Here is a 26,652-nt window from a genome sequence, read left to right on the forward strand (position 1 = left end):
AGAATTCCTTTGTTCTTGTCTTTGTGCAAGGGCGCGACCATAGCGCCGTCCCTCATCGGCATGCAATCACTCTGCGGCCGCCTTTTTCTTTTTCCCGACATTGCGAAGCACATGGCTAAAACCGGCATTGTAAAGGTCGCTGTCGCGGAACTCGACATGGCCGAAAACCTTGCCGACCATGATCAGCGCGGTCCTCGTGATCTTCGCCTTGCGCACCTCTTCGGCCATATCCTTCAGCGTCGTGCGGATGAAAAGTTCATCCGGCCAGGTCGACCGATAGGCTATGATCACGGGGCAATCCTCGCCGTAATAGGGTGTCAGCGTGTCCCGGATATGACTGAGGTTGCGGATCGAGAGGTGGATGGCAAGCGTTGCGCGGGATTTCCCAAGGATCTCCAGCGTTTCGAATTCCGGCATCGAGGATGCCTTCATCTCCGTGCGCGTGACGATCACCGTCTGGGCGATTTCCGGCAAGGTGAGCTCGGTCTTCAGCCGCGCCGCCGTCGCGGCAAAGGCCGGCACGCCGGGCACGACATCATAGGGAATGCCTGCCGCATCCAGACGGCGCATCTGTTCGGCAATCGCGCCATAGATCGATGGATCACCGGAATGAACGCGGGCGACGTCCTCGCCGCGCGAATGGGCTGCCTCGATCTCGGCAATGATCTCATCGAGATGCATCGGCGCTGTATCCCTGACGAGCGCATCCTCGGGAGCCGCCTTAACAATCTCCTCCGGTACCAGCGAGCCGGCATAGAGGCAGACCGGGCAGCGCTCGATGAGGCGCAGGCCACGCACGGTGATGAGATCGGGGGCTCCCGGGCCGGCGCCGATGAAATAGACGGTCATTCTTCACTTCCCTTCATGCCAGTATCCGCCTTCCCGGAATAACCGCGCGGCGTATAAACCCAGGTCTTGCCGTCACCTGTCTTGACCGTGCGGCTTTCGGACGAGCCAACGACCACGACGGTCAGCATATCGACATCATCGACATTCAATTCTCCAAGCGGCACGGTGCGGACATTTTCGCCCTCTCGACCAAGATTGGTGGCGAGGATGACAGGGGTCGAGGCCGGACGATGCGCCAAGAGCTCGTCCCGCGCCCAGGCCAACTGGGTGCGGCGCTTCATCGAAACCGGATTGTAGAAGGCGATCACGAAATCCCCCTGACCTGCCGCCTTCACCCGACGCTGGATGTGCTCCCAGGGGGTCAAAAGATCAGAGAGCGATATGGTGCAGAAATCATGGCCGAGCGGTGCGCCGATACGGGCAGCGGCAGCCTGGAGCGCGGAGATACCGGGAGAGACCTGCACCTCGATCCGGCTTGCGGCATCGCTGATCCCGCCCTTGTCGAAGAGTTCGAAAACCAGCGTCGCCATGGCGTAGATACCGGCGTCGCCGGAGCAGACCAGCGCCACCGTCTTGCCCTGCCCGGCCAGTTCCATGGCATGAACGACGCGCGCCTCTTCCTTGCCGAGATCGAAATCATGGCGGACCTTGCCGTTTGCCAGATCGCCGAGCAGGTCCAGGTAGAGCGAGTAGCCAACGAGATCGCTGGAGGCGGCCACCATCCGCGACACCTCCGGCGAACGCCAGCCATCCGAACCCGGACCGATACCGACGACGAAGAGTTTGCCGCGAGCGCGACCAATATGGCGAGGATCAATGATGCCTTTCGCCCGTGCAATCGCAGCCGTGGCACCCTTCGACTTGATCTTTTCGACCACCAGTTCGCCCTCCGCACCAACGGCTGCGAGGGCGGCGCCCTCGGCGACGCCATGGCATCCAACCTCGGCAAACACCACCTCGGAGGGATTTTTGAGCCTTGGCGCTTCGGCTTCCAATTCAGCCGCCGTAAAGAAGCGGGCCGGCACATCGAAATGCCGTGCAACCGCATGGATCGCAGCCTCGTCCGCCTTCAGGTCGATCGAGCAGACGGCTGCAAGACTTTCCTTCGCAAAACCACCCCTGGCAAGCGCTTCCTCGGCAAGCGCGATGGCCTCTTCGACATCGGCATGGCGCTCTGCGCCCATGCCAAGAACAAGGTTTTTCGGATGATAGACAAGCTCAAGATCGCCAGCGGCCTTGTCTTGATTGGTTATGGTCAAAGTCACGCGGGCCTCTTGTTCAAATGGAAGTCTGGATTGAGCGAGCCAGGAGGCGACCAGCGGAGCAGCACCATCGACGAAGAGCCTTACGCCCTCACCTGCGACAAGCTCGGCCATTACAGCCTTGGCGTTTTCGGGATTGGCAAGCACATAGCCTGCCGCCGGCTGGTCAAGCGCCACACCGAACTTGAGATCCCCGGCCGTGGTAATCGCGGCATGGGCGCCAAGCACGGCGCCAATCTTGCGCGCAAGATCGTTGGCGCCGTGGTGCCCCCCGAGCAGCGGGACAACGGAAGAGCCGTCCTCGGCGACAGAAACAACTGGCGGCTCGGCCTGCTTGTCGGACAGAAGCGGGGCCAGCAGACGGATCAGTGCACCGGAGGCCATCACCGCAACGACGGGATGCCCCGCGCTGAAGAGCGACTGAACATGGTCCTTGGTGGAGCTAAACCGAACATCCGCTTCGTCCACGCGGGCGGCAGCACCATGCAGTTCACCCCCGATTTCCAATGCAATGCGCCGCCCCAGAGAGGCTGCGGCACCACTGAGAACGACAACGGCGGGCTTCACCACCGACTGGGACGGACCTCTCATCAGACCCCGCTTCCCAGCGCCTGGGAGATCGCCGGATGCCAGCGCTCTTCGCCCTTGTAGATCAGGATCATCGAAAAATACGGCGCGCGATCTTCGGTAAGCTCCGCAAGCGGCATCAGGCGCTCTTCGGCCAAACTGACCCGTTCGACATAGCCGGCCTGCGCCACAAGGCCCATGCGCTCGATCAGCGCTTTGATCCGGGCGAAGTGTCGTCCGATCTTGATGATGGCCAACGCCCCGGCTGCCTCAATACCGCGCTGCAGCTGATCATCATCAAGGGGACCGGGAAGCACGCTCAGGACATCATTGCGCGCTGCAAGCGGTCGACCAAGCCCGGCGGCTGCGGCCATCATGGAGGAGACACCTGGAACGACTTCGGTCGGGTAGTGCCCCGCCAGACGCTCGAACAGATACATGAAGGAGCCGTAGAAGAAGGGATCGCCTTCACACAGGACGGCCACATCCGAACCGGCATCGAGATGCCGCGACAGCGTTTCTGCCGCCTGGTCATAGACATCCTGCGCTGGAAACCGCTCTACCCGCATCGGAACAATGATCGGCACCTCAAGCTGCGCCGACGTGATGTAATCAGCGGCGATCTGTCGGGCGAAGCTTGGTCCCGTATCAGGCGCCGGATAGGCCACCACCGGGCAGGACGTCAGGATCCGATGCGCCTTCAGCGTCAGGAGTTCAGGATCTCCTGGTCCAAGACCGAGACCGTAGAGTTTACCGGTCATGCCGCCTCTCCCTTGACAACCGACCAGATCGTCACCGGCATCAGCGACTTCCAGCCGCAATAACGCCCGACCGGGGCAGCCCTGGCGACCTGCAAGCGAGCCAGATCGCCGCCATAGAGCGTGCGCAACTCGATCAATTTGGCTTCCCCTTCGAGCGTGACGGCATTGGCGACCAGCAGACCGCCCACATCCAGGGCGGACCAGCAGGTCTCGAACAGTCCCTCACCCGTAATCCCGCCACCGATGAAGATGACGTCCGGCCGGCGCAATCCTGCCAAGGCCGCAGGCGCCACCCCTTCGACGATCTCAAGATCCGGCACCCCAAGGGCCACCGCATTTTCGCGCAACATGGTCAGCCTTTCCGGCTTTGCCTCAATGGCAATAGCCCGCGTGCCCATACCAGTCCGCATCCATTCAATCGCGATGGAACCGCATCCGGCACCGACGTCCCAGAGCAGCGCATTGGGGAATGGCTGAAGCTTGGCGAGCGTAACGGCCCTTACCTCGCGCTTGGTCATCTGCCCGTCATGCAGGAAAGCCTCATCCGGCAGGCCAGGAACAGGCGACAGCAACGGGCCATCGGCGGCGCAATCGATCGCAAGTGTATTGAAGTCGGAGAATTCAGGTTGATGCTCGAGAATCTGCCGGGCTGTCAGCGTGACGATACGCTCCTGCAGCCCGCCAATATGCTCAAGCACATGCATGACGGAAGCACCGAAGCCGCGATTGACGAGCAGCGCAGCGGCCTGCTCTACGGTAGACGCATCCGATGTCAGAGCCAGAATGCGGGCGCGCGGCAGAACGTGCCGGTGCAGAAAGGCAAGCGGCCGTCCGTGCAGTGAAATCTGTGCAACCGACTGCAAGGGCCAACCCAGCCGTGAGGCGGCGAGCGAGAAGGCCGATGGGCTCGGCAGGATATACATCTCCTCAGCCGCAACATAGCGCCGGAGGGTGGCACCAATGCCGAAATGCATAGGATCCCCGGTCGCCAGCACCGTAACAGGCGTCCCGCGAAGCTTCAGGATTTCATCAAGCGTTTCGCGAAAGCCGGCACCCCATGTCAGGATGCGCTTCAATCCCGGAAGTGAACTGCCGTCGATGACCGCCTCAAGCCGTTCGCCGAGCACGAGCGTCTCGGCCTGCCAGATCAGCGCCTGACCTTCGGCGCTAAGGCTTTCGAGACCGTTGTCGCCCATGCCAACAATTGTCAGCCAGGGTCCGTTTGCGGCATCAATATCGCGATCAGACATTGGTCCCAAGCCCTCCGGCCACGGCATTGACGGCAGCGGATGCCATGGCAGATCCGCCGCGACGCCCGCGAACTGCAATATACGGTACCCCCCGACTGTTCTCGATCAGCGCGTCCTTGCTTTCTGCCGCGCCGACAAAGCCGACGGGCATTCCAATGATCAGCGCCGGTTTCGGAGCACCGGCATCAAGACGCTCCAGCAGGCGGAAAAGCGCCGTCGGCGCATTGCCGATCGCGACCACGGCGCCGGCGAGATCTTCATCCCATAAGTCCACCTGCGCAGCAGAGCGTGTATTTCCGATCTCAACGGCTTTTGGCCGCACCCGCTCGTCGTTGAGGAGGCAGATGACCTGATTTGAGGCCGGAAGCAGACGGGTGATGATCCCGTGGCGGACCATCTCGACATCGACCAGCACAGGCGCACCCTGCGCCAGGGCCTCAGCGCCGGCTTCGAAAGCACCTTCCGAAAAGGCAATATCATCGACCAGATCCACCATGCCACAGGCATGGATGAGCCGGATGATCAACGGCTGCATGGGAGCGGGAAATCGGTCAAGGTCAGCTTCCGCGCGGATCGTGGCAAAGGACTGGCGGTAGATTTCAGCGGGGTCGCGGATGTAGTCGAGTGGTGCATTCATGCGGAATACCCCCCTCTGTCGCGTTGCGACATCTCCCCCACAAGGGGGGAGAGTGGGGTGTGCCGTGTGGCAGCCTCGGCAACGACGGCAGAATCGCTGAACGAAGTCCCAGAAGTCATGGATGAATTTGGAACATCAGAGGCGAGGTCGGCGCAAGCCGCAGTCCGCTCTCCCCCCTTGTGGGGGAGATGGCCGGCAGGCCAGAGGGGGGTATCCCCGCCCGCAAACTCCAGCGCCCGATGCCCGATCCCGAGCACCCAGCCCTCTTCGGTCGTCGATGCCGTCACCTCTTCGTCGCTCAACATCGGCGGACGGGCAAGAAGTGCAGAAAGCCGCCCGTCAGCGTCAAAACGTGAGAAGGCTTCCGCGACAGTTCGTACCTGTACGGCATCCTTCACCTCGTCGCTTGCGGCCAGCGGGAAGAGAGACGGATAAATTTCGGCGAAAACGACAGGTTTCTCGAATGAGGCAGAAAAGCCCGTTTCGAACGGCCACACGGCAACCTGGTCACAATAGTGGCTTTCATCGAGAAAACGGGAAAGACGTGCAATCCCGAGAAGGGTCTGGCTACCGACCGAACCGTTATAGCTCAATTGCCAGATGGATTTCGCCCCCTTGGCGAACAGCTCCGATTTGCGGAAGGCAAGAGGCGCCGTTTGGGGGGCTGCCGGCTTCCTGTCCGACAGATCGGGATAGACATGCTGATGCGGCCGTCCCCAGAAGCGCGGCTCGCCGGCAAAATGCGTGGCATTCCAGCGGGACGCTACCTCGAAGCGGTTGTTTCGGTTATCCGGGCCATCTTCGATCTCCGAGGCGATCCTGCGCCAGAGCGTCCGCCAGTCCGATTTGCCTGTCAGCCGCTCGGCAGTACCTGCCGGATAGCCGAAGGCGAAGTCGAAGCCGCACAGGAGGCGTTCGCCTCGCGTCACAGCAGAAGCCACAACCGTGTTCAGTCGTTGCATGAAGACGTGGCGGGTCGAGAAATTCTCGATCCACTCGATCGCATGGCCATCGCCCTCGCGCCGGGCGAGGCACGCCCAGAGCGAGTTCTTGCCGGTGACCGGTTGTCCGGCACCGGACCAGTCGACGATCAGGATGCGATCGAAGAGCGGCATTACTTTTTCTTCTGCATCGACTTTGGCCCCAGCGGATGATCCGCATGCGGATAAGGCGCGTGGTGGTGATGGTGGTCATGGCCGTGCGCATGATCATGTCCATGATCGTGACCATGATGATGGTGGCCGTAATCATGGGCATCATGGTGGTGATGGTGACCATGGTCGTGGCCGTGGGCATGGTTGTGGTCATGTCCATGATCTTGGTCGTGGTGGCCGCAGCCACAATTGGGTCCATGCTCGTGATGCGCCGCCTTGCCCGAGGACGGGGCGTCCATCACGGCCTGCAGATCGGCATCCGGCGCCTTGTCCTTGAGGCCGGCATATTTGCCGCCGAGCGTGAAGGACGGCGCATAGTCGAATGCTGGCTCGACCGGTACGGGCTTCAGCGGTGCCGGTTCCGCATGGCTGTGCACCGGCGTCCATGGCAGACCATGCTCGCGACAGAAATCGGGATCGCGGCAGGAAGCATCGCAATCGCCCTTGCAAGGACAGTTTTCCAGGCCGCCGCCAATGCCCTCGACATGATGGTGGTGGCTTTCTTGGCGCTGGCCGACATCGGCCTCGAAACCGAGCACCTGTTCGCGATACTTGCACATCTGGCAGTTCATAACAGCCGCACCTTCGAGGATCTCCTTCACACGATCTTGAAAGGCATCAAGCACCAGCGGATGGTCGTTCAAATAGCTCGCCTTGACGAACTGGATCTCCGGATGCCGCGCCGCGACCTCGTCGGTGTAGCTGTAGATGCGCTTCACCAGGACGCCGGTAAACAGGAAATAGGGGAAGACGACGATGCGCTTGTAGCCAAGCTTGGCGGCATGGGTCAGGCCCGGCTCGACCAGCGGGAAGGTGACGCCCGAATAGCAGGTTTCACCCCAACCGAAGCCCATGCCTTCCCAGAGCATGCGCATGACCTTGGTGGCGTTGGAATTGGCGTCCGGATCGGACGAGCCGCGACCGACGACCATCAGCAGCGTCTCGTGCTTGTCGACGAAGCCGAGCGTTTCGTTCGCCTCGTCGACGGCCGTCTGGATGCGGTCGCCGGCAGCGCGGATCATCTTCAGATCGATGCCAAGCTCGCGACCGTAATTGATGACGAAATCCTTGTGCTGCGCCTGATAGGTGTTGAGCACCGAGGGGATATCGTTCTTGGCGTGGCCGGCGGCAAAGAGCATGCCGGGAACCGCCAGCACGCGGGTCACGCCCTGCTCACGCAGGCTGTCGAGGCCGGCGGAGATCACCGGATTGCAGAATTCGAGATAGCCGTATTCCACCGGCATATCGGGATTGCGGGCGCGCAGCGCTTCCGCGATCACGGCGAATTCCCGCGCCGCGTTCTGATTGCGGCTGCCGTGACCGCAGACCATGATTCCGAGTTTTTCCGCCATTGGATGCTGGCCTCCCTGCTTCGTTGCTTTCTGGATGTACGAAGCGCCAGGGCAGCGGTTTACGCTCCCCTATGGCCTTTGGGACAGCTCCGGAATTGGCCCCCGACTTGGGTCAGCCGCACCGGACTATTTCCAGCCTGTCGAACAGGCGCCGTCGCACATTGGCTGAAGCTTTATCGAAGCAGGCCGAGCCGGTCAAACCGGTTTGCGCCGCCCAGTGTGGAAGTTACGTCAGTCCACAGTTGGGACGGCACAGGCGGGGCAGAAAGTGACATATTGCCCTTGCCTTGACTTTGGTGCACAAGTCGCCGGCTCTCCTCCTTTGCCGAGTTTCCCGTGGCCGACCTCGCATTCAACCTCCTGCTTATCCTGTTCATCGCGGCTTTCATTGCCGGGTTCATTGATTCGATTGCAGGTGGCGGCGGCCTGATCACGATCCCGGCCATGCTGCTCGCCGGCATTCCGCCGCTCGAGACGCTCGGGACGAACAAGTTGCAGTCGATGTTTGGTGCCGGATCAGCAACGCTCGCCTATGCGCGCAAGGGCCATGTTGACCTCAAAAAGCAGATGCCCATGGCCGCGATGGCGGTACTAGGCGGCGCCATTGGCGCGCTGATAGCGACTGTTGTGCCCGCTTCGGTGCTGCAAGGACTGATGCCGTTCCTGCTGGTCGCCATTGCTCTCTACTTCGCCTTGAAGCCGAACATCTCGGACCAGGACCGGCAGCAGCGGATGACGCCCTTTATCTTTGCCCTGACCATCGTTCCACTGATCGGCCTCTATGATGGCGTCTTTGGTCCCGGCACAGGTTCGTTCTTTATGCTGGCCTTTGTTTCACTCGCAGGATTCGGCATGCTGAAGGCAACGGCGCACACAAAGCTTCTCAATCTCGGCTCGAATGTCGGTGCATTCGTCATTTTCCTGGCGAGCGGCGTGGTGCTCTGGAAAGTAGGCCTGCTGATGGGGCTGGGGCAGTTTCTCGGCGCGCAGACCGGCTCGCGCTTTGCCATGCGCGGTGGCGCGAGGGTCATCAAACCGCTTTTGGTCATCACCTGCGTTGCGCTCGCGATCCGCTTGCTGGCAGATCCGACAAATCCGATCCGGGTGTGGATCGGCGTTTGATACCATTCGACCTTGTCCCGACGCGGTCGGGACAAAGGGTCGTTCGCTAAACTACGCTGGGTAAGCTTTAGAACTCCACCCCGATTTGTGCCTTGATGCCTGAGCGGAACGGGTGTTTCACCAGTTCCATTTCAGTCACGAGATCCGCAATCTCGATCAGTTCATCCTTGGCGTTGCGTCCGGTCAGCACCACATGGGTCATATGCGGCTTCTCGCTTGTCAGGAAGTCGACAACATCCTGGATGGCGATGTAGTCATAGCGGATCGCGATATTGATTTCATCGAGCAGGACCATGGAAACGGACGGGTCTCTGATGAGATCCTTGGCCTTTTCCCAGGCGGCCTGCGCCATGGCAATGTCACGGGCCTTGTCCTGCGTTTCCCAGGTAAAGCCCTCGCCCATTGTATGGAATTCGCAGATATCCTGAAAATGGCGCAGGATGAGATCCCGCTCCCCGGTCGACATCGCGCCCTTGATGAACTGCACCACGCCGCATTTCTTGCCGTGGGCGATATGCCGGAAAATCATGCCAAAGGCCGCAGATGACTTGCCCTTACCCTTGCCGGTATGGACGATCACCAGACCCTTTTCGTCGGTCTTGGTGGCCATGATCTTGTCACGTGCCGCCTTCTTCTTGGCCATCTTCTCGGCGTGGCGAACAAGGTCGTCAGGACCCGTCTCATGTCTCTCATCGGTCATTGCAAATTCTCCTCCAGTCCGGAAGCCGCAGCGGGCAACAGCGCCTCCAGTCCAAATCTCGCCGAATTGCTTTTCGGCGTCCAAAGTCCGCGCTCAATCGCTTCGATCAGCCGTTCGGCCAGTTCCTTTAGTGCCGGTGCATTCTTGTCCGCCATGAAGTCCCGAACGCGCTCATCGAGAATGAAAGCCTGATAGACAGCTTCGAAGTGATGGTCGCGGACAGCGCCGGTTGTTGCGGCAAACGCGAACATATAGTCCACAGTCGCGGTGATCTCAAAGGCCCCCTTGTATCCATGTCGCATCACACCGTCGATCCATTTCGGATTGACGACGCGGGCACGGACGACCCGGCCTATTTCTTCCTCAAGAGTTCGAATGACCGGTTTCTCGGGGCGGGAGTGATCATTGTGGTAGACGCTTGGCCTTGCACCCGAAAGCGCCTCGACAGCAGCCGTCATGCCCCCTTCGAACTGATAGTAATCGTCGCTGTCGAGGAGGTCATGCTCGCGATTGTCCTGATTTTGAATGACTGCCTGGACGGAGCGCAACCGTTCTTCGAACAGTCCCTTCTCGGGTTTGCCCTCTGCCGCCGCGCCATAGGCGTAACCGCCCCACACGAGAAATGCCCCCGCCAGATCGCCTCGGTCATTCCAGCCCTTTTCATCGATCAGCGCCTGCAAGCCAGCACCATAGGCGCCGGGCTTGGAGCCAAAGACGCGGTAGCCGGAACGGCGCTTGGCCGTCGCCTCATCAAGTCCCTGTGCAACAAGCGAGGCTGCCTCGGCGCGCATGCGCGCTGCAATCGGATTGTCGCTTTCGTCCTCGTCCAGAGCGCCGACTGCGCGAACGGCCTTGTCATAAAGCGCGATCTGCTCGGGAAATGCATCCCGGAAAAATCCGGAAATCCGAAGTGTAACATCGACACGCGGTCGCCCCAGCAGGGCCTGTGGCACGATCTCGTAGCCGGTGACCCGGCGCGATGCCATGTCCCAGACGGGCTTGACCCCGATCAGTGCCAGAGCCTGAGCAATATCGTCGCCGCCGGTGCGCATGTTTGACGTGCCCCAGGCCGTGAGACCGAATGAGCGGGGCCATTCACCATGGTCCTGCACATAGCGCTGGATCAGAAGCTCTGCAGACTTCTTGCCGAGTTCATAGGCCGCAGGTGTCGGCACGGCGCGACTGTCGACGGAATAGAAGTTTCGCCCCGTCGGCAACACGTCCGGTCGTCCACGTGTCGGCGCACCGGAGGGGCCGGGCTTCACAAATCCCCCATCCAGCCCCTTCAGCAGTCCTTCGATCTCGGCGTGACCGGATTTGACTACGGCAGCCCTCAGGCGTGTCTCGATTTCGGCAAGCACCGCGCCGGTCCGATGAAAGCCTTGCGGGCAAGCGAATTCCCCGGAAACGAGTTTGGACGCCAGAAGCTCGATGCGCTCAACCGTGTCGCCCACAGACCGCCAGGGCGCGTCGATCAAGTGGGCAAGGATTGCCGGCTTCGCTACAGTCCATGGCGCAGACATGACGCAATCGAGGGGATCGAAAGCAGTGTGACCAGACGCGGGGGAATGGTCGAAAACATCACCTGCGATCGCGCGGTGCAGACTGGCATCGCCACCCTCGCCCAATCCACGCGGCACGCGAGCAAGCGCCACGACCAGTTCCGTCAGGAGCCGCCCTTCCGGCGCGACACCAAAGATATGCAAGCCGTCACGGATCTGCATCTCCTTGAGATCGCAGAGATAGGCATCGAGCTTTTCCAGCGCCGTTTCGTCAGCTTCTCCACTCGATATGCCGGCATCCTGATCAAGGCCGATATTGCGGACGAGGTCAAGAATCTGTGTCTTGAGCAGTTTCAGGCGGCGCGGGTCACCGCCCGCGGCCTCGTAATATTCATCGACCAGTGCCTCCAGATCCTTCAGCGGACCATAGCTCTCGGCGCGTGTCAGTGGCGGGGTCAGGTGATCGATGATCACGGCGCCGGTGCGCCGCTTGGCCTGCGTGCCCTCACCCGGATCATTGACAATGAAAGGATAGAGATGCGGCAGCGGGCCAAAGATAGCCTCGGGATAACAGGCCTCGCTTAACGCCAGCGCCTTGCCCGGCAGCCATTCAAGATTGCCGTGCTTGCCCATATGGATCAGCGCGTGAGCGCCGAATGATCTGCGGAGAAAGGCATAGAAGGCAAAATAGCCATGCGGCGGTACAAGATCCGGCGAATGATAGCTCTCCTTTGGATCGATATTGTATCCCCGCGCCGGCTGGATACCCACCATCACCCGACCAAAGCGCATCAGCGGCAAAGCGAAGCGCCCGTCAACATGGAACGGATCGCAGCTTGGCTCACCCCAGCGCGCCAAAACCTCCTCTCGGATCTTTTCAGGCAAGGTGGCGAAGAACGCCTGATAATCGGCCAAGGACAGTGTTTCGCGGATCTCGCGACCGGTATTGGCAGCGTTGGTTGGTCCGGCCATGAGTGCGGCCATCAGCGCCTCGCTGTCCTCCGGCATGCCCTCTACAGCATAGCCTTCACCCTTCATCGCACGCAGGACTTCCACCGTGCCAGCCGGCGTATCGAGCCCTACCCCATTGCCAAGACGACCATCGCGATTGGGGTAGTTGGCCATGATAAGTGCAATGTTGCGCTCATGGGCTGCTGTTGCCCGAAGCGTGGCCCAGGCCGCAGCAAGTTCAGCCACGAAGCGGGTTCGCCCGTGATCCGGTTCATGGTTGACGAGATTGGTCTCGACGCGCTCGTCATAACGGGCCTCGGATTTGAAGGAGACGGCGCGCGTCAGCACCCGACCGTCAACCTCCGGCAGGGCGACATTCATCGCAAGATCGCGCGCGGACAGTCCCTGACTGGAGGCCTTCCAGCTTGCCCTTGGCGAAGACGAAAAAATCGCCTGGAGAACGACTGCGCCGGTTTCGTCGAGGACTGTGGACGGGTTATCACTGCCCGGAGTGGAGACTGCAAAACCGGTAGCATTGATGACCACCATTGGCGGCAAATCCGCAAAGATCGCTCGCAAGGTGGCAACCGAGACGTCGTCTTTCAGACTCGACACAAACAGTGGCAGCGGTGAGACCCCCTCGGATTTGAGCGCTTCGATCAGGGCCTCGACAGGCTTTGTCTGGCCACTCTGGACAAGCGCCCTGTAGAAGCAGATCGGAACGACAGGGGCTTTTCGATCGGGTCTTACACCCGAAAGAGACCGCCACTCCTGAAGCCCGACAGCTCCAGCACCCGGCCACCAGATACCGGCCTTCAGCAGGGGACGTGCCGGCTCCGGACGCTCCAAGCCGTGAAGCAGCGCCTCGGCATAGGCGACAAACTGCCTCGAATTCGCGTCGCCACCCTCGTTGAGATAGGCCCAGAGGCTGCGGTGGTCGGCCTCGTGACCGTTGTTGAAGGGCTGAAGACCATCGTCAGGTTTGTCGTCGCCGGGCAGGACAATAATGGTCGCGCCGTTTCGGCGTGCCGCCGCCGCCATGGCCTCAATAGCATAGTGGAAATAGCTCGCGCCCCCGAGCGCCCGAATGATGATCAGGCGCGCATGCTGCCCCATGCGCTCGACATAGGTGTCCACCGACATCGGATGTTTCAGCACGGTCAGATTGGCGAGCCGCCAGCGATCGGATGATGCACTGGTGGCCACCGCCGAGGCTATGGATGAAAGCTCGGTATCTGCCGCTGAAAGGAACAGGATGTCGCCAGGCGACTGACCAAGATCGATCGCCTGATCGCCATCCGCAATCGTTCCCTTCTGGGCAAGAAGCAGATGCATGGATCAGGCTGCCGCTGCCTGAACGGCCTCGACCACAGCGCCGTAATCCCAGTCATGCAGACCGATGACAACAAGCCGGGTCTGGCGCTTCTCGCCCGATGCCCAGGGCCGGTCATAATAGGTCTCGATTCTGGTCCCGACCGCCTGGATGACGAGCCGCATCGGCTTGCCGGGTACATCGATGAAGCCCTTCAGCCGCAACACATCATGGCTTTCGATGACAGGCTTCAGCCGGTCGACAAAGGCGGAAGGGTCACGGACTTCGCCAAGTTTCAGCGCAAAGCTTTCAAACTCGTCATGATCGTGATGATGGTCATGATCCGTCCCGCTGGCATGCAGGGCCTCATGTTCCAATTCATGATGCGATTTGCGGTTCTGGATATCGTCTTCCGTACCGGCACCAAGCCCCAGCAGCACCATGGCCGGAACATCACCATTCCGCGCTTCGATCAGGATCGGCTTGCGCTCGATGCGCCGGGCAACCTCCGTCTTTACCTCGGCGATGGCAGACGCGTCGAGAAGATCAGTCTTGTTGAGGACGATAAGATCGGCGCAGATCAATTGATCCTCGAAGAGCTCCTCGATCGGGCTTTCATGATCCAGACTGTCATCGGCGGCCCTTGCGGCATCGATCCTGTCATGATCATCGGCAAAGCGACCGGCGGCGACCGCTGCACTGTCGACGACGGTCACCACGCCATCGACGGTGACACGAGTGCGAATATCCGGCCAGTTGAACGCTGCGACCAGCGGCTGCGGCAATGCAAGTCCTGACGTTTCGATCACGATGTGGTCCGGCTTCACGTCGCGCTCCAGAAGCTTCTGCATCGTCGGCACGAAATCATCGGCAACGGTACAGCAGATGCAGCCATTGGTGAGCTCGATGATATCGTCTTCGGTGCAGTTTTCCGCACCACAGCCCTTCAGGACCTCACCATCCACACCGAGGTCGCCGAATTCATTGATGATCAGCGCGATCTTCTTGCCATTGGCATTCATCAACATGTTGCGGATGATTGTTGTTTTGCCCGCACCCAGAAAACCGGTGATCACCGTGGCGGGGATTTTTTGCTGCAACATGGTTCAACCCTTCATCTTGAGCGGCAACCCGGCCGCCACGAAATAGACTTCCGCAGCCTTCGCCGCGATCATTTGGTGAAGTCGGCCGGCATGGTCGCGAAACTCGCGCGCCATCCTGTTGTCCGGCACGATGCCAAGACCGACTTCATTGGAAACGAAAACGACCTTTGCCTTGAGGTCGGGCAGAAGCATCGCCAAGGCGGCAAGGTCTGCCTCCAAGGCACGACCTTCTTCCATCATCAGATTGGTGACCCAGAGTGTCAGGCAATCCACCAGGATGGTGCAGTCGGCATGATCGAGGTGACGCAAGGCACCGCAGAGATCCAACGGCTCCTCATGCGTGACCCAGCCATGACCGGCGCGCTCCCGCTTGTGAAGCTCGATACGCTGACGCATCTCATCGTCATAGGCACGGCCGGTGGCGAGATAATGAAGCGGCAGCCCGCTGTCACGACAAAGCCCTTCGGCAAATCGCGACTTGCCCGAGCGGCCACCACCAAGTACGAGAATGGAGCGGGTAGCAGACATCCGTCAGCATCCCGCTTTGAGCAGCGACACGGCGGGCATAAAGCAGCCATGCGCAAAGTCGCGGGGACACGAAGCCCCGCTAATATGATCCGTCGCCACGACAACCTCCGTGCTGGCAACCGGGACCTTCCGGTCCCTTGTTGAAGCGGGCACATGCCCTACGGTTGGCAGGTCTCCTGGCTCGCGGGTCGAGGCGATTTCTCGCCAACGGATCTCCCTCACCTTCCCGGTGGTCGCTGCGACATGAATGGGGGACGATTCGTAGACAAAGAGGCGTCCGCCCAGGCTGATCATGCCGCCACACCAGTGGCTTTGCCGATAATCCCGAACCAGCGGGCCGCTCGCACCGTGCGAACAGTCGCCTGCCATCCTGGCAACATCGGCTGGAAGACCCTCGCCGCTCTACAGTCGCGGGGTCGGCTGCGATAAACGGGTCCGGACTGGATCCCCGCTTCGCATTCCCTTTTGCTCTCAACTGCTCATGTCAGAGCAACTGAAACCATCCGTACTCAAGTGATTAGGACCGAATTCACATCGAGTCAATCGAAGCTGCGACGGGCAGTGGTCACGGAACGCAGTCTTCCGCCGTTCTCGTCTCAGTCGGTTCCCAGCCGAACCGTACCGCTGGCCCCGTCTTCCAATGCAACGCCCCTTGGCGGCACCGAAGGCCTCTGGCTGCGTGGCAACTGCACCGGCGGGACAACCGTTCTTTCCGGCTGCGCCTGGACATAGGCCGAACGCGGGGCAAGCGGTGACGCCGGACCAGGCGGCGGCGTTGCGGCAAAGGGTTCGGCAACCTCGACACCGCTCGCAAGCTGAGTGGATGTTGTCCTCGGTGGCGGGACGATTCTAAGCCTTGGAACCGTCAGAGCGAAGGCAAACCGAATGCGGCTGGCCATTTCTTCGGCCAGCGCCTCCTCCTCCATGCCGGGGACATTGGTCGGGCTGTTTGCGATAAAATGTCCCTTGGCGACAGGTTTGCCGGTTTCGATTGAAACGGCGGTTACGGTGTATTTCGCCTGCAGGAAATCGCGACGGGCATTGTGTCCGTGTCCGAAGCGATCGACCTTGACGGTCAGGATGACCCGTTCTGCACCAGCCGGAGGCATGGTCGTGCGAATGGCTGCGGCAACCCGGCGATCCACCCCGGCAATGACACTTGCCGGGACCTTCGCGTCTGCCATGACCACAACATCGCGCACATGATAGGAGAGCGGCCTCTGGATCGGACCGCCATGCAGGACGCTGCAGGATGCAAGCAGAAGCACGAACGCCAAAGCGACGACAGTGCGGGGAATGCAAGCGACCATGGACAGTGTTCCGGCTTAGGGTTCATTTCCCGAACACTGGCCTTTTATGGTTAGATCTTGGTTAATCCTGAGCCTGCAGCGCAAAATAGAGCGAAGCGGCAGCCGCAAACTCCTGGTAACGCGCCTCGCGTCGGGCTTCCGCCTCGGCGTCACTGCCCCAATGCTCGATCGTCCAGTCTTCATCGAGATGCGCCAGCGACCACGCCGTATCAAGGTCGATCTCCCCCTCCACAAGCGCAAGTGCAAGAACCGCCGAGCCGGTCAGGCTCGTAAAGACATGCAGGGCCGAGAGATGGAAGGGATCGCGGTGGCGCGTCAGAGCGCGCTCAAATGCAGCCAGTGCTTCCGCAGGCTGGGATTGGTGGATCACACCCTCGGCAAGGATCAGGCGAGCGCCATGAGCGGTAGCAAGCCAGGCAAGCACCGGGTCCCATCGCGCTGTCTGGCGCGCGACCAGTTCCTGCGGACCGTCTGCGCGGTAGCAGAGAAGGTCCGTCCCGGCAAAACGCAGGATCTCCGCCGCAACCTCGTCGACAGTTTTGGAGACCGCATCGATGGCGGTATTCGCGAGCTTGGTAACCGGCATGCTGGCGGGGTTGATCACCTCATGCTGGGCCGCCCATTCTGCAGCCACCAAGTCCGCCGCTTCGCGGCTCGGCAGTGAGAGCGGGTTCTTGGCCGGCGTCTTGACCGATTTGCCATCGAGATGAATGCCGTAGCCTGTCTCAACCGCCTCTACGGAAACGCTCGTATAGAATCGCTTCGGCAGCGGGCGCTTCATCTGGATCTGGGCACGCTTGACCGGATCCTCGTGGCTGGGCTCCGGAATGAAGGGGCCAAAGATATCGCTCAATTCGTCTCGCATGAAATCACCCTTGATGAATATAGCTCGGGATATGGGCCGGGTCTTCGACCACCGCATCGGCTCCGGCAGCCCACAGCGCGTCGACCGTGGAATAGCCCCATGAAACGCCAATTGCAGCAGCGCCTGCGGCCTTGGCCATCTGGATGTCATAGACCGCATCCCCGATGACGATGGTCTCGCGGGGCGCAATTCCGGCCTCGTCACAGCATTCCGTCACCATCGCCGGATGCGGTTTTGAGGGACAATCATCCGCCGTGCGATTGAACAACAGGTGAGGCCGCAAATCGTATCCATCAAGGACCAGATCAAGACCTCTGCGAGATTTTCCCGTAACCGCACCGAGAAGAAGATCGTCACGCGCGATCAGCGCGTCGAGCATTGCGCGAATTCCGGGAAACATCCGTTCGGCATGAGCCCCTTCACCGCGCACATCGCTGTAAATTGATTTGTAATAGTCCGCCATTGCGACGGCCTCTTCATCCGCATGCGGCTTTCCGTCAATACGGGCAATTGCGATATCCAGCGTCAGGCCTATAATCGACTTGGTCGCGACGAGTTCTGGCGCTGGCTTTCCAAACGCAGCAAACGTGCGCAGCATAACCTCGTGAATGAGCCCGCCGCTATCGACCAGCGTCCCGTCACAGTCGAACAGCACCAGCTTCATTCGGCGTCCCTGTCGCCATCCGCCTGATCGAAACCGAGCAGGTTCCAGGTCTGAACCATGTGCGGCGGCAAAGGCGCGGTCACCTTCAGACGCCCGCCGCTGGGATGCGGGAGATCGATGTGCCGGGCATGAAGATGAAGCCGCTTCTGGACCCCACCGGGAAAGTCCCAGTTGTGGTCATCGATGAAATACTTCGGGTCGCCGATGATCGGATGACCGATATGGAGCGCATGGACACGCAACTGGTGCGTCCGCCCCGTATAGGGCTCCATTTCCAGCCAGGAGAGATTATGAGCGGCCGTATCGATGACGCGATAATAGGAAATCGCGTGATCTGCGCCGTCCTCGCCGTGCTTGCAGACCCGCATGCGGTCGCCTTCGTCGGTCTGGTCCTTTGTCAGCCAGGTGGAGATCTTGTCCTCGCGCTTGCGAGGCACTCCCTTGACCAGCGACCAATAGGTCTTTTTTGTGTCGCGCTCGCGGAAGGCAGCAGTCAGTTTCTGAGCCGCACCTCGGGTACGGGCCACAACGAGGACACCGGATGTATCCCGGTCGAGCCGATGCACGAGGCGCGGCTTCTCGCCCTTCTTGCTAGTCCAGGCCTCCAGCATCTTGTCGATATGTCGCACGAGCCCAGATCCGCCCTGGACCGCAAGACCGGCAGGCTTGTTTAGAACGAAGACCTTGTCGTCTTCATGGAGTAGCATGCGTGACAGAAGCTCGCCGTCTTCGGAATGCTTCAGATCATGTGCCCCGATGGGCCCGCTCTTCACCTTCGCATCGACGTCCAGTGGCGGGACGCGGACGACCTGGCCCGGCTGGACCCGCGCATCGGTTTTCACACGACCGCCATCCACGCGCACCTGTCCCGAGCGGAGCAGTTTCTGAAGCGCGCCGAAGCCCAGACCCGGATAATGGATCTTGAACCATCGATCGAGCCGCATGCCCGCCTCGTCGGCGTCCACCGTGATATGTTCAATGCCTGCCATGGATTAAGCTCTCTTACGCAGATCCCTGGACCTGCAACAATACAATGTCAGCGGCACATCACACCAGCAAAGCAAGCGCGTTGGCCGGAGCAGCGGTGCGTATGCACCGCGCCTTTTGGGAGCGCTTTAGAGCATTTCCGATCAATAGGAAACGATGAAAACGTTCAGCCGATACTGCGGGCTATTGCCAATCCTGCCACGGCCGCACCAATCGACAGACAAACGCTTGCCAGGACGTAGACAAGCGGAGCCACGACAGCCCCCCGCTCGGCGAGCGCAATCGTATCCAGCGTAAAGGCCGAGAAGGTGGTAAAGCCGCCCAGCACACCGGTGATCAGCAGAAGCCGAAGAGCTTCCGAGCCACCAAGCCGCGTCAAGATCAGATGCGAAATGAGACCGATGGCGAAAGAGCCGACGACATTGACCGTAAGGGTCCCCCATGGAAAATTCGGCCCCATGAGCCTCAGCGCCAGCATGCCGGTGAGGAAGCGCAGTACGGATCCGATAGCGCCTCCAAGAGCAACCAGCAAAACGTGAGCCATAGTCTTTCCCTTTCGCCATCAACCGGCGAACCGGGAATACCCCGCAGATAATCAGGGGCGCGCCGCCTTGAGGAAATCTGTAGTAAAGCTGGCCAGTGCAGTCCAGTCCGTAAACTCATGGTCCCGGCTGGTATCGGTCGGCGCATTCTCATGAGACGCGATGCGTTTCATCATCCAGCGCTTGAAGAAGTCATATTGCGTAAAGCGCAAGGCACCGGCCGCGTGATGGATCATGGCGGGCTTCCATCCGCTTTCCGCCTTCATCGCCTCGGGAAAATGTTCTGCCTCTGCGCGCTCATCATCATAGTCGCTGGCAATGGAGAGCGTGACGGACACGAATGCGCTAGGAACTGAATTCAGCCATGGCCTTTCTCTCGCGACGAAATCGGTAAATGCGCCCGGATATCGACCGGCATGGATGGGCGCGCAGAGAATGGCAGCTTCTGGATGACCCACGGCGTATTCATCCATGCTGGCAATGTTGAAGAGCAGAGCCCGATCCCCCGCCTGTTCTATTCTTGCAGCGATGGCTTCAGCAATCTTCTTCGTTTGCCCTTCAATGCTGGTGTAGCCGACAAGTATGATCATTTCCGCCTCCATTCTTGGAATGAAGACGAGGCTATCACCTCCTGTCAGGGATGAAGTTGATCTGCCGCAAGTGCAACCAGACCGATTTTTTCTGAGGAAAACGAGAAAACCTGAGCTTGTGTAAGAATTTATTTAATATTTAAGAGCATGCTTAAAGATGCAGTGATATCCATCGTTTATGATAAGATCATGAATTGTATCGGATGGAAGCCATGACGCAGGTGGTAACAGTCTCTGCCAATACGGCAGCTTACGCTATGGAACCAGTAAAGCCGCCTCAGCGGGTGACTCGGCAGACCTATGTCGAAGAGCACACGCGAACCCTCGCGGAAAAAGCAGCCCAGAGCGAGGATCTCCGTCTACGCGCGCTGATGAATGTCGTCCAGCCGCCGGCACTGGCGCTTTATTTTCTCACGGCCAACCAGCAGAAACTTGAACAGGCAACTCTCAAGGAAACGATCGAAGCCTACCGCAGTTCGGTCGCCTGATAGGGCCCCGCTCGATCGCAAACGGACCTCACCGTTGCGTCAGGTCGAAAACGCCTCCCAAGCACCGCAGCCAGACTATCTGGCTGCGGTTTTCATTTGGGCTATCCTTACTTGCCGCGCGCCGGACCGACCGGCAACACGATCTCGACTTCGCCGGCCTTTTCGAACTGCAGCGTGACCGCAACGCTCTGGCCTTCCTGGAAGGGTTCGGTCACCTTGTAAAACATCAAGTGCAGGCCGCCGGGCTTCAGCTCGACCGTCTGGCCCGCCGGCACCGGAATTCCGCCCTCCAGCTGACGCATCTTCATGACGTCGCCTTCCATAGCCATTTCGTGCAGCTGGATTTCGCCAGATTGGGCAGAGGTGGCGCCAATCAGCAGATCATCACTTGCACCCTTGTTGGTGATGGTGACAAAGCCGCCGCCCACCGGTTGGCCGGGCAGCATGGCACGGGTGAAGCCGGCGGTCAGCTCAAGATCGCCAAGGGTGACCGGCACGAATCCTCCGGGATTGCCCGCATCACCACCATGTCCGTGGCCGGCATGGTCGCTATGACCACCATGGGTGGAATGGTCGCCATGGCCGCTTGCCGCCTTCTGGCTGACGCCATGGGCAACCATGACGCCGCTCTCGGCCTTCGGTTTGCGTCCGTCGATTTCTTCGGCAAAGGCGGCGACCGTGCCTGCCGGGATTTCGGTTGCATTCGCTGCCTGATGCTTGTGCTGCTCGCAGGCCGCAACCGGCATGGCAAGGATCAGGGTGGCAAGTGCCGTGGCAGTCAAAATAGTCCTTTTCATGAATAACTCCCAAGCCCCGCGCCTCTATGCGTCAAGGGGCATGTTTCCGTCTCAGGTCAGAATGAAAAAACTCTGTCAGACGATAAGGGGAGGCCCTCGGACGGGCGGGCGCATATGCGCCGCTGAAGTGGCCGCAAGCACCGCCGGCGCCCACTCGACACAGGCGAGGTCATCGCGGGCAATCAGCCAGCGCCCGTCATCGGGAACCGGCAGAAGCACGGACAATGACAGCCGGCAGGCCTCGCAGCGAGGAACGCCATCATGGCCATCACCCTGATCGGCTTCAGCGACATCGACACCGAAACAGAGATCGGCAAAACTGCCATCGGGCAAGCTGTAGGCAGCAGCATATGGCTGAGCTGCCGGTCGGATCGGCTGATGGGCAAATGCAAGCAACAACAGTGCCAGCGCCGATACGACGCGAAAAATCAACACCGATTGCCCCGAAACAGACCGCATCAATATCCTCTTTCCACTTCCTGTAGCCCCGGCGAACCCAAAAGCCAAGGACGAAGTTGCCGCAGGGCTGCAGCCAATTTGCCAGCATTCCGGCAACAAGGGCGACAAATATTTGCGCGCAAGCGACAGCGCCCCTTGCCAAGAGGCCGGCAGCCCGGATAATGCGGCATCAACCTTGTTGGGAGAAACCGGTTCAGTCCGGTGCCGAAGGAGCAACCGCCCCGGAAACTCTCAGGCAAAAGGACCGCAAGGCGTCGACTGCACTCTGGAGAGAGGCCCGTTTCCAAAGCGGACCAAGCCGAAGGGATAACAATCTCAGGCACAAGGACAGAGGGGGCTCATGAACCGGCACAACCGTGCCCTGATGTGAGCAAGCGCGCGAGCGCTTAAACCCGGAGGCGACGTCTTGGACGATCAGAGCCGACTGAAACGCACCCCCCTTTACGATTTTCATCTGTCGCTCGGCGCCAGGATGGTGCCCTTTGCCGGTTACGACATGCCGGTGCAGTATCCGGCCGGCGTGTTGAGGGAACATTTGCATACCCGCGCAGCCGCGGGCCTTTTCGACGTTTCGCATATGGGTCAGGTCGAACTCGTCGCTGCCTCCGGCAATTACGAGGATGCGGCCAAGGCCCTGGAAACGCTGTGCCCCGTCGATATCCTCGGCCTCAAGGACAGACGCCAGCGCTACGGCTTCTTCACCGACGAGAACGGCGGCATTCTCGACGACCTGATGATTTCGCGGCTGGACGAACGGCTGCTGGTCGTCGTCAATGCGGGCTGCAAGGATGCCGATATTGCCCATCTCAGGGCGAAGCTTCCGGCAGGTGTGCAGGTTCTCGTGCATGACGACCGCGCGCTTCTCGCCCTGCAGGGGCCGAAAGCGGAAGCCGTTCTCGCCACGCTAAACTCCGATGTCGCATCGATGAAGTTCATGGATGTGCGTGAACTGTCTCTGGGCGACATCCCTGCCCTCGTCTCGCGCACCGGCTATTCCGGCGAGGACGGCTTCGAGATCTCAGTGCCAGCCGATCGCGCCACAGACCTTGCAAAGACGCTGCTCGACCAGCCGGACTGTCAACCAATCGGGCTTGGCGCCCGTGATTCGCTGCGCCTCGAAGCCGGCCTTTGCCTCTATGGCAACGACATCGGCACGACGACGTCGCCTGTCGAGGCCTCGATCGAATGGGGCATCCAGAAGGTTCGGCGTACTGGTGGAGCCCGCGAAGGCGGCTTTCCGGGTGCTCAGCGCATTCTCGGAGAACTGGAGAGTGGCGTTTCCCGCCGCCGCGTCGGCTTGAAGCCCGAGGGCAAGGCCCCGGTGCGTCCGCCGGCTAGGCTGTTTGCCGATGCCCAAGGCAAGACCGAAATCGGTCACGTCTCCTCCGGCGGTTTCGGGCCGAGCGCGGAAGGTCCGATCGCCATGGGGTATGTGCCGACAGAAATGGCTGAACCCGGCACCCAGGTCTTTGCGGAGGTGCGTAGCAAGTTCTTGGCCCTGACCGTCACTGCCCTGCCCTTCATCACACCAACCTACAAACGCTGATAAAAATCTCCGGAGAGAACCCATGTTGAAATTCACCCCCGAACACGAATGGCTGAAGATCGAAGGCGATGTTGCCACCGTCGGGATCACCACGCATGCCGCCGGCCAGCTCGGTGACCTGGTCTTCGTTGAGCTTCCAGAAGAAGGCGCGACCTTCAAGAAGGATGCAGGTGCTGCAACCGTCGAATCGGTCAAGGCAGCCTCCGACGTCTACTGCCCGCTCGATGGTGAAGTGGTCGAGATCAACCAGGCCATCGTCGATGACCCTTCGCTGGTGAATTCCGATCCGGAAGGTGCGGCCTGGTTCTTCAAGCTGAAGCTCGCCAATCCCGCTGACGCCGACGCCCTGCTCGACGAGGCCGCCTACAAGGAGCTGATCGCGTAATGACAACGGAATTCCAGTTCACGGATTACGATCCTTACGACTTCGCCAATCGGCGCCATATTGGCCCCTCGCCCGCCGAAATGACAGACATGCTGAAGGTGATAGGCTATCACTCGCTCGACGAGCTGATCGATGCGACCGTTCCGGCTTCGATACGCCAACAGGTGCCGCTGACCTGGGGCAAGGCCATGACCGAGCGCGAAGCCCTCGACCGCCTTCGCGAGATCGCCAACAAAAACCAGGTCCTGACCTCGCTGATCGGCCAGGGCTATTACGGCACCATCACGCCGCCGGTCATCCAGCGCAACATCCTGGAAAACCCGGCCTGGTACACGGCCTATACGCCCTACCAGCCGGAAATCAGCCAGGGCCGCCTGGAGGCACTTCTCAACTTCCAGACCATGGTGACAGATCTCACCGGTCTCGACGTTGCCAACGCGTCTCTGCTCGATGAAGCAACGGCTGCCGCCGAAGCCATGGCGCTCTGCCAGCGCAGCGCCAAGACCAAGGCGACTGGCTTCTTCGTCGACAAGGACTGCCACCCGCAGACCATCGCCGTCATCCAGACCCGCGCCGAGCCGCTTGGCTGGACCGTCACCGTCGGCGACCCCTTCACCGATCTCGACCCGACGGAAGTCTTCGGCGCGATCTTCCAATATCCCGGCACGCACGGCCATGTGCGCGACTTCTCCGGCCTGATCGCCCGTCTGCACCAGACCGGCGCGCTCGCCGCCGTCGCCGCCGACATACTCGCCCTGCTTCTGTTGAAATCACCGGGCGAAATGGGGGCTGATATCGCCATCGGTTCGACCCAGCGTTTCGGCGTTCCCATGGGCTACGGCGGTCCGCATGCGGCCTATATGGCGGTCAAGGATGCAATCAAGCGCTCCATGCCCGGCCGCCTTGTCGGCGTCTCCGTCGATGCGCGGGGCAACCGCGCCTATCGCCTGTCGCTGCAGACGCGCGAGCAGCATATCCGCCGCGAAAAGGCGACGTCGAACATCTGCACCGCGCAGGTGCTGCTCGCCGTCATGGCCTCGATGTATGCCGTCTTCCATGGTCCGAAGGGCCTGAAGGCGATTGCCCAGCATGTGCATCAGAAGACGGTTATCCTGGCCAAGGGTCTGGAAAAGCTCGGTTATACGATCGAGCCGGAAACCTTCTTCGACACGATCACGGTCGAGGTCGGCCACATGCAGGGCCTCGTCATGCGGGCTGCCGTTGCTGAAGGTGTAAACCTGCGCAAGGTCGGTGAGACCAAGGTCGGCATCGCGCTCGACGAACGGACCCGTCCCGCCGTGTTGGAAGCCGTCTGGCGTGCCTTTGGCGGCAATTTCAAGGTTGCCGACTTCGAGGCCGATTATCGCCTGCCGAAGGATCTCTTGCGCACCAGCGAGTATCTGACGCATCCGATCTTCCATATGAACCGCGCGGAAAGCGAGATGACCCGCTATATCCGCCGGCTTTCGGACCGCGATCTCGCGCTCGACCGCGCCATGATCCCGCTCGGCTCCTGCACGATGAAGCTCAACGCCACGGCGGAAATGCTGCCGATCACGTGGCCGGAATTCTCCGACATTCATCCCTTCGTGCCGGCCGATCAGGCGCTTGGCTACAAGGAGATGATCGACGATCTCTCGGAAAAGCTCTGCGCGGTGACTGGCTACGACGCGATCTCAATGCAGCCGAATTCGGGTGCCCAGGGTGAATATGCCGGTCTCCTGACGATACGCGCCTACCACCTCGCTCGCGGTGACGCGCACCGCACGGTCTGCCTGATCCCGACCTCGGCGCACGGCACCAATCCGGCATCGGCCCAGATGGTCGGCATGACGGTCGTGCCGGTCAAGTCGAAGGAAAACGGCGACGTCGACCTCGACGACTTCCGCGCCAAGGCGGAAGAGCATGCGGCCAATCTCTCCTGCTGCATGATCACCTATCCCTCGACCCATGGCGTGTTCGAGGAAACGGTGCGCGAGATCTGCGAGATCACCCATCAGCATGGCGGCCAGGTCTATCTCGACGGTGCCAACATGAACGCCATGGTCGGGGTTTCGCGTCCCGGCGATATCGGCTCTGACGTCTCCCACCTCAACCTGCACAAGACCTTCTGCATCCCGCATGGCGGCGGTGGTCCGGGTATGGGCCCGATCGGCGTCAAGGCGCATCTGGCACCCTTCCTGCCCGGCCATGTCGTGACCGACGGTCGTCCGGGTGCCGTCTCGGCCGGTCCTTATGGCTCGCCGTCGATCCTGCCGATCAGCTGGTCCTATTGCCTGATGATGGGCGGAGAAGGTCTGACACAGGCGACGAAGGTCGCGATCCTCAACGCCAACTATATCGCGGCACGGCTGAAGGGCGCTTATGACGTGCTCTATACCTCTGCCTCGGGTCGTGTGGCGCATGAATGCATCATCGACACCCGTCCACTGCAGGCCTCTGCCGGCGTGACCGTTGACGATGTCGCCAAGCGCCTGATCGACTGCGGCTTCCACGCGCCGACCATGAGCTGGCCGGTCGCGGGCACGCTGATGATCGAGCCGACAGAATCGGAGACCAAGGCCGAAATCGATCGCTTCTGCGAAGCGATGCTGGCGATCCGCGAGGAAGCCCGCGCCATCGAAGAAGGCCGGATGGACAAGACCAACAATCCACTGAAGAACGCACCACATACGGTGGAAGACCTCGTCGGCCAGTGGGATCGCCCCTATAGCCGCGAACAGGCCTGCTACCCGCCGGGCGCCTTCCGGGTGGACAAGTACTGGTCCTCGGTGAACCGCGTCGACAATGTCTATGGTGACCGTAACCTGGTCTGCACCTGCCCGCCGATGGAGGCTTACGCGGAAGCCGCCGAGTAACACGCCAGAAAACCGACACTGAAACAGACGCCGCCTCACCCCGAGGCGGCGTTTTTTGTGCGGGCGACGCTGTGTCATTCCGAAACGTCTGAAGCTGAGCAATCAACGGGA

23 protein-coding genes, 1 pseudogene and 2 riboswitches are annotated in these 26,652 nt (G+C 60.7%); of the genes and pseudogenes, 5 read left to right on the top strand and 19 right to left on the bottom strand.

Annotated features, from left to right (window positions below):
• Nucleotides 1-66: 66 nt before the first annotated feature.
• The 7 genes from cobM to FE840_RS14310 are packed head-to-tail and all read right to left on the bottom strand — an operon-like array spanning nucleotide 67 to nucleotide 7,832.
• Nucleotides 67-849, bottom strand: coding sequence for a precorrin-4 C(11)-methyltransferase (cobM, locus tag FE840_RS14280; RefSeq protein ID WP_138286164.1), 783 nt, complete (start codon nucleotides 847-849; stop codon nucleotides 67-69).
• The gene (cobJ, locus tag FE840_RS14285; protein WP_138286165.1) at nucleotides 846-2,702 is read right to left on the bottom strand and encodes a precorrin-3B C(17)-methyltransferase; all 1,857 of its coding nucleotides are present in this window, start codon (nucleotides 2,700-2,702) and stop codon (nucleotides 846-848) included. Before cobJ ends, cobM begins: the two co-directional genes overlap by 4 nt.
• Complete coding sequence (cobI, locus tag FE840_RS14290) at nucleotides 2,702-3,439, bottom strand: precorrin-2 C(20)-methyltransferase (protein ID WP_138286166.1); 738 nt, start codon at nucleotides 3,437-3,439, stop codon at nucleotides 2,702-2,704. Before cobI ends, cobJ begins: the two co-directional genes overlap by 1 nt.
• Complete coding sequence (gene cbiE / locus FE840_RS14295; protein WP_138286167.1) at nucleotides 3,436-4,689, bottom strand: precorrin-6y C5,15-methyltransferase (decarboxylating) subunit CbiE; 1,254 nt, start codon at nucleotides 4,687-4,689, stop codon at nucleotides 3,436-3,438. The genes cobI and cbiE overlap by 4 nt, the downstream gene beginning before the upstream one ends.
• Nucleotides 4,682-5,326, bottom strand: coding sequence for a precorrin-8X methylmutase (locus FE840_RS14300; protein ID WP_138286168.1), 645 nt, complete (start codon nucleotides 5,324-5,326; stop codon nucleotides 4,682-4,684). The genes cbiE and FE840_RS14300 overlap by 8 nt, the downstream gene beginning before the upstream one ends.
• Nucleotides 5,323-6,441 (bottom strand): cobalamin biosynthesis protein CbiG, encoded by a 1,119-nt coding sequence (locus FE840_RS14305; RefSeq protein ID WP_138286169.1) that lies wholly within the window; start codon nucleotides 6,439-6,441, stop codon nucleotides 5,323-5,325. Before FE840_RS14305 ends, FE840_RS14300 begins: the two co-directional genes overlap by 4 nt.
• Complete coding sequence (locus tag FE840_RS14310) at nucleotides 6,441-7,832, bottom strand: sirohydrochlorin chelatase (RefSeq protein ID WP_138286170.1); 1,392 nt, start codon at nucleotides 7,830-7,832, stop codon at nucleotides 6,441-6,443. The genes FE840_RS14305 and FE840_RS14310 overlap by 1 nt, the downstream gene beginning before the upstream one ends.
• A 336-nt stretch (nucleotides 7,833-8,168) precedes the next feature.
• On the opposite strand from FE840_RS14310, the gene FE840_RS14315 reads away from it, so the two are divergent.
• Complete coding sequence (locus tag FE840_RS14315) at nucleotides 8,169-8,954, top strand: TSUP family transporter (protein WP_138286171.1); 786 nt, start codon at nucleotides 8,169-8,171, stop codon at nucleotides 8,952-8,954.
• Between the two features lie 67 nt (nucleotides 8,955-9,021).
• Here the strand turns inward: FE840_RS14315 and cobO are convergent, their stop codons facing one another.
• The 10 genes from cobO to FE840_RS14365 form a co-directional block, all read right to left on the bottom strand.
• Nucleotides 9,022-9,654 (bottom strand): cob(I)yrinic acid a,c-diamide adenosyltransferase, encoded by a 633-nt coding sequence (cobO, locus tag FE840_RS14320; protein ID WP_138286172.1) that lies wholly within the window; start codon nucleotides 9,652-9,654, stop codon nucleotides 9,022-9,024.
• A complete protein-coding gene (gene cobN, locus FE840_RS14325; protein ID WP_138286173.1) occupies nucleotides 9,651-13,442 on the bottom strand; it encodes a cobaltochelatase subunit CobN in 3,792 nt (1,263 codons plus the stop codon). The genes cobO and cobN overlap by 4 nt, the downstream gene beginning before the upstream one ends.
• Before the next feature lie 3 nt (nucleotides 13,443-13,445).
• Nucleotides 13,446-14,522: a cobalamin biosynthesis protein CobW gene (gene cobW, locus FE840_RS14330; RefSeq protein ID WP_138286174.1), complete on the bottom strand. Its 1,077-nt coding sequence runs from the start codon at nucleotides 14,520-14,522 to the stop codon at nucleotides 13,446-13,448.
• Nucleotides 14,523-14,525: 3 nt separating this feature from the next.
• Nucleotides 14,526-15,050 carry a bifunctional adenosylcobinamide kinase/adenosylcobinamide-phosphate guanylyltransferase gene (gene cobU, locus FE840_RS14335; protein ID WP_138286175.1) on the bottom strand — a complete coding sequence of 175 codons (525 nt, stop codon included), beginning with the start codon at nucleotides 15,048-15,050 and terminating at the stop codon, nucleotides 14,526-14,528.
• Between the two features lie 149 nt (nucleotides 15,051-15,199).
• A riboswitch (cobalamin riboswitch) is annotated at nucleotides 15,200-15,569 on the bottom strand.
• A gap of 77 nt (nucleotides 15,570-15,646) precedes the next feature.
• A complete protein-coding gene (locus FE840_RS14340; protein ID WP_138286176.1) occupies nucleotides 15,647-16,360 on the bottom strand; it encodes a hypothetical protein in 714 nt (237 codons plus the stop codon).
• A gap of 61 nt (nucleotides 16,361-16,421) precedes the next feature.
• Nucleotides 16,422-17,225, bottom strand: coding sequence for an ATP12 family chaperone protein (locus FE840_RS14345; RefSeq protein ID WP_138286177.1), 804 nt, complete (start codon nucleotides 17,223-17,225; stop codon nucleotides 16,422-16,424).
• Between the two features lie 4 nt (nucleotides 17,226-17,229).
• The gene (locus FE840_RS14350; protein WP_138286178.1) at nucleotides 17,230-17,889 is read right to left on the bottom strand and encodes an HAD-IA family hydrolase; all 660 of its coding nucleotides are present in this window, start codon (nucleotides 17,887-17,889) and stop codon (nucleotides 17,230-17,232) included.
• Complete coding sequence (locus FE840_RS14355; RefSeq protein WP_138286179.1) at nucleotides 17,886-18,878, bottom strand: RluA family pseudouridine synthase; 993 nt, start codon at nucleotides 18,876-18,878, stop codon at nucleotides 17,886-17,888. The genes FE840_RS14350 and FE840_RS14355 overlap by 4 nt, the downstream gene beginning before the upstream one ends.
• A 164-nt stretch (nucleotides 18,879-19,042) precedes the next feature.
• Nucleotides 19,043-19,420: a fluoride efflux transporter CrcB gene (gene crcB / locus FE840_RS14360; RefSeq protein ID WP_138286180.1), complete on the bottom strand. Its 378-nt coding sequence runs from the start codon at nucleotides 19,418-19,420 to the stop codon at nucleotides 19,043-19,045.
• A gap of 51 nt (nucleotides 19,421-19,471) precedes the next feature.
• The gene (locus FE840_RS14365; RefSeq protein WP_138286181.1) at nucleotides 19,472-20,008 is read right to left on the bottom strand and encodes a flavodoxin domain-containing protein; all 537 of its coding nucleotides are present in this window, start codon (nucleotides 20,006-20,008) and stop codon (nucleotides 19,472-19,474) included.
• Nucleotides 20,009-20,220: 212 nt separating this feature from the next.
• Here FE840_RS14365 and FE840_RS14370 point away from each other — a divergent pair, with 212 nt between their 5' ends.
• Nucleotides 20,221-20,496 (top strand): hypothetical protein, encoded by a 276-nt coding sequence (locus FE840_RS14370; protein WP_138286182.1) that lies wholly within the window; start codon nucleotides 20,221-20,223, stop codon nucleotides 20,494-20,496.
• A gap of 107 nt (nucleotides 20,497-20,603) precedes the next feature.
• Here the strand turns inward: FE840_RS14370 and FE840_RS20885 are convergent.
• Together FE840_RS20885 and FE840_RS14380 are read right to left on the bottom strand one after the other, a co-directional pair.
• Nucleotides 20,604-21,059, bottom strand: a pseudogene (locus tag FE840_RS20885) (copper chaperone PCu(A)C); the annotation flags it as partial.
• Between the two features lie 309 nt (nucleotides 21,060-21,368).
• Nucleotides 21,369-21,752, bottom strand: a complete 384-nt coding sequence (locus FE840_RS14380) for a hypothetical protein (RefSeq protein ID WP_138286184.1) — start codon at nucleotides 21,750-21,752, stop codon at nucleotides 21,369-21,371.
• Between the two features lie 168 nt (nucleotides 21,753-21,920).
• Nucleotides 21,921-22,009: riboswitch (glycine riboswitch) on the top strand.
• A gap of 149 nt (nucleotides 22,010-22,158) precedes the next feature.
• Here FE840_RS14380 and gcvT point away from each other — a divergent pair.
• From gcvT to gcvP, 3 genes are read left to right on the top strand one after another with little or no spacing between them, the layout of a single operon-like run.
• Entirely contained in the window at nucleotides 22,159-23,298 is a 1,140-nt protein-coding gene (gene gcvT, locus FE840_RS14385) for a glycine cleavage system aminomethyltransferase GcvT (protein ID WP_138286185.1), read from the top strand.
• 22 nt (nucleotides 23,299-23,320) lie between these two features.
• Nucleotides 23,321-23,683 (top strand): glycine cleavage system protein GcvH, encoded by a 363-nt coding sequence (gcvH, locus tag FE840_RS14390; RefSeq protein ID WP_138286186.1) that lies wholly within the window; start codon nucleotides 23,321-23,323, stop codon nucleotides 23,681-23,683.
• Nucleotides 23,683-26,541 (top strand): aminomethyl-transferring glycine dehydrogenase, encoded by a 2,859-nt coding sequence (gene gcvP / locus FE840_RS14395; protein WP_138286187.1) that lies wholly within the window; start codon nucleotides 23,683-23,685, stop codon nucleotides 26,539-26,541. Before gcvH ends, gcvP begins: the two co-directional genes overlap by 1 nt.
• Nucleotides 26,542-26,652: the final 111 nt, after the last annotated feature.

The sequence above is a fragment of the Peteryoungia desertarenae genome, from assembly GCF_005860795.2.
Taxonomy (GTDB): Bacteria; Pseudomonadota; Alphaproteobacteria; order Rhizobiales; family Rhizobiaceae; genus Allorhizobium; species Allorhizobium desertarenae.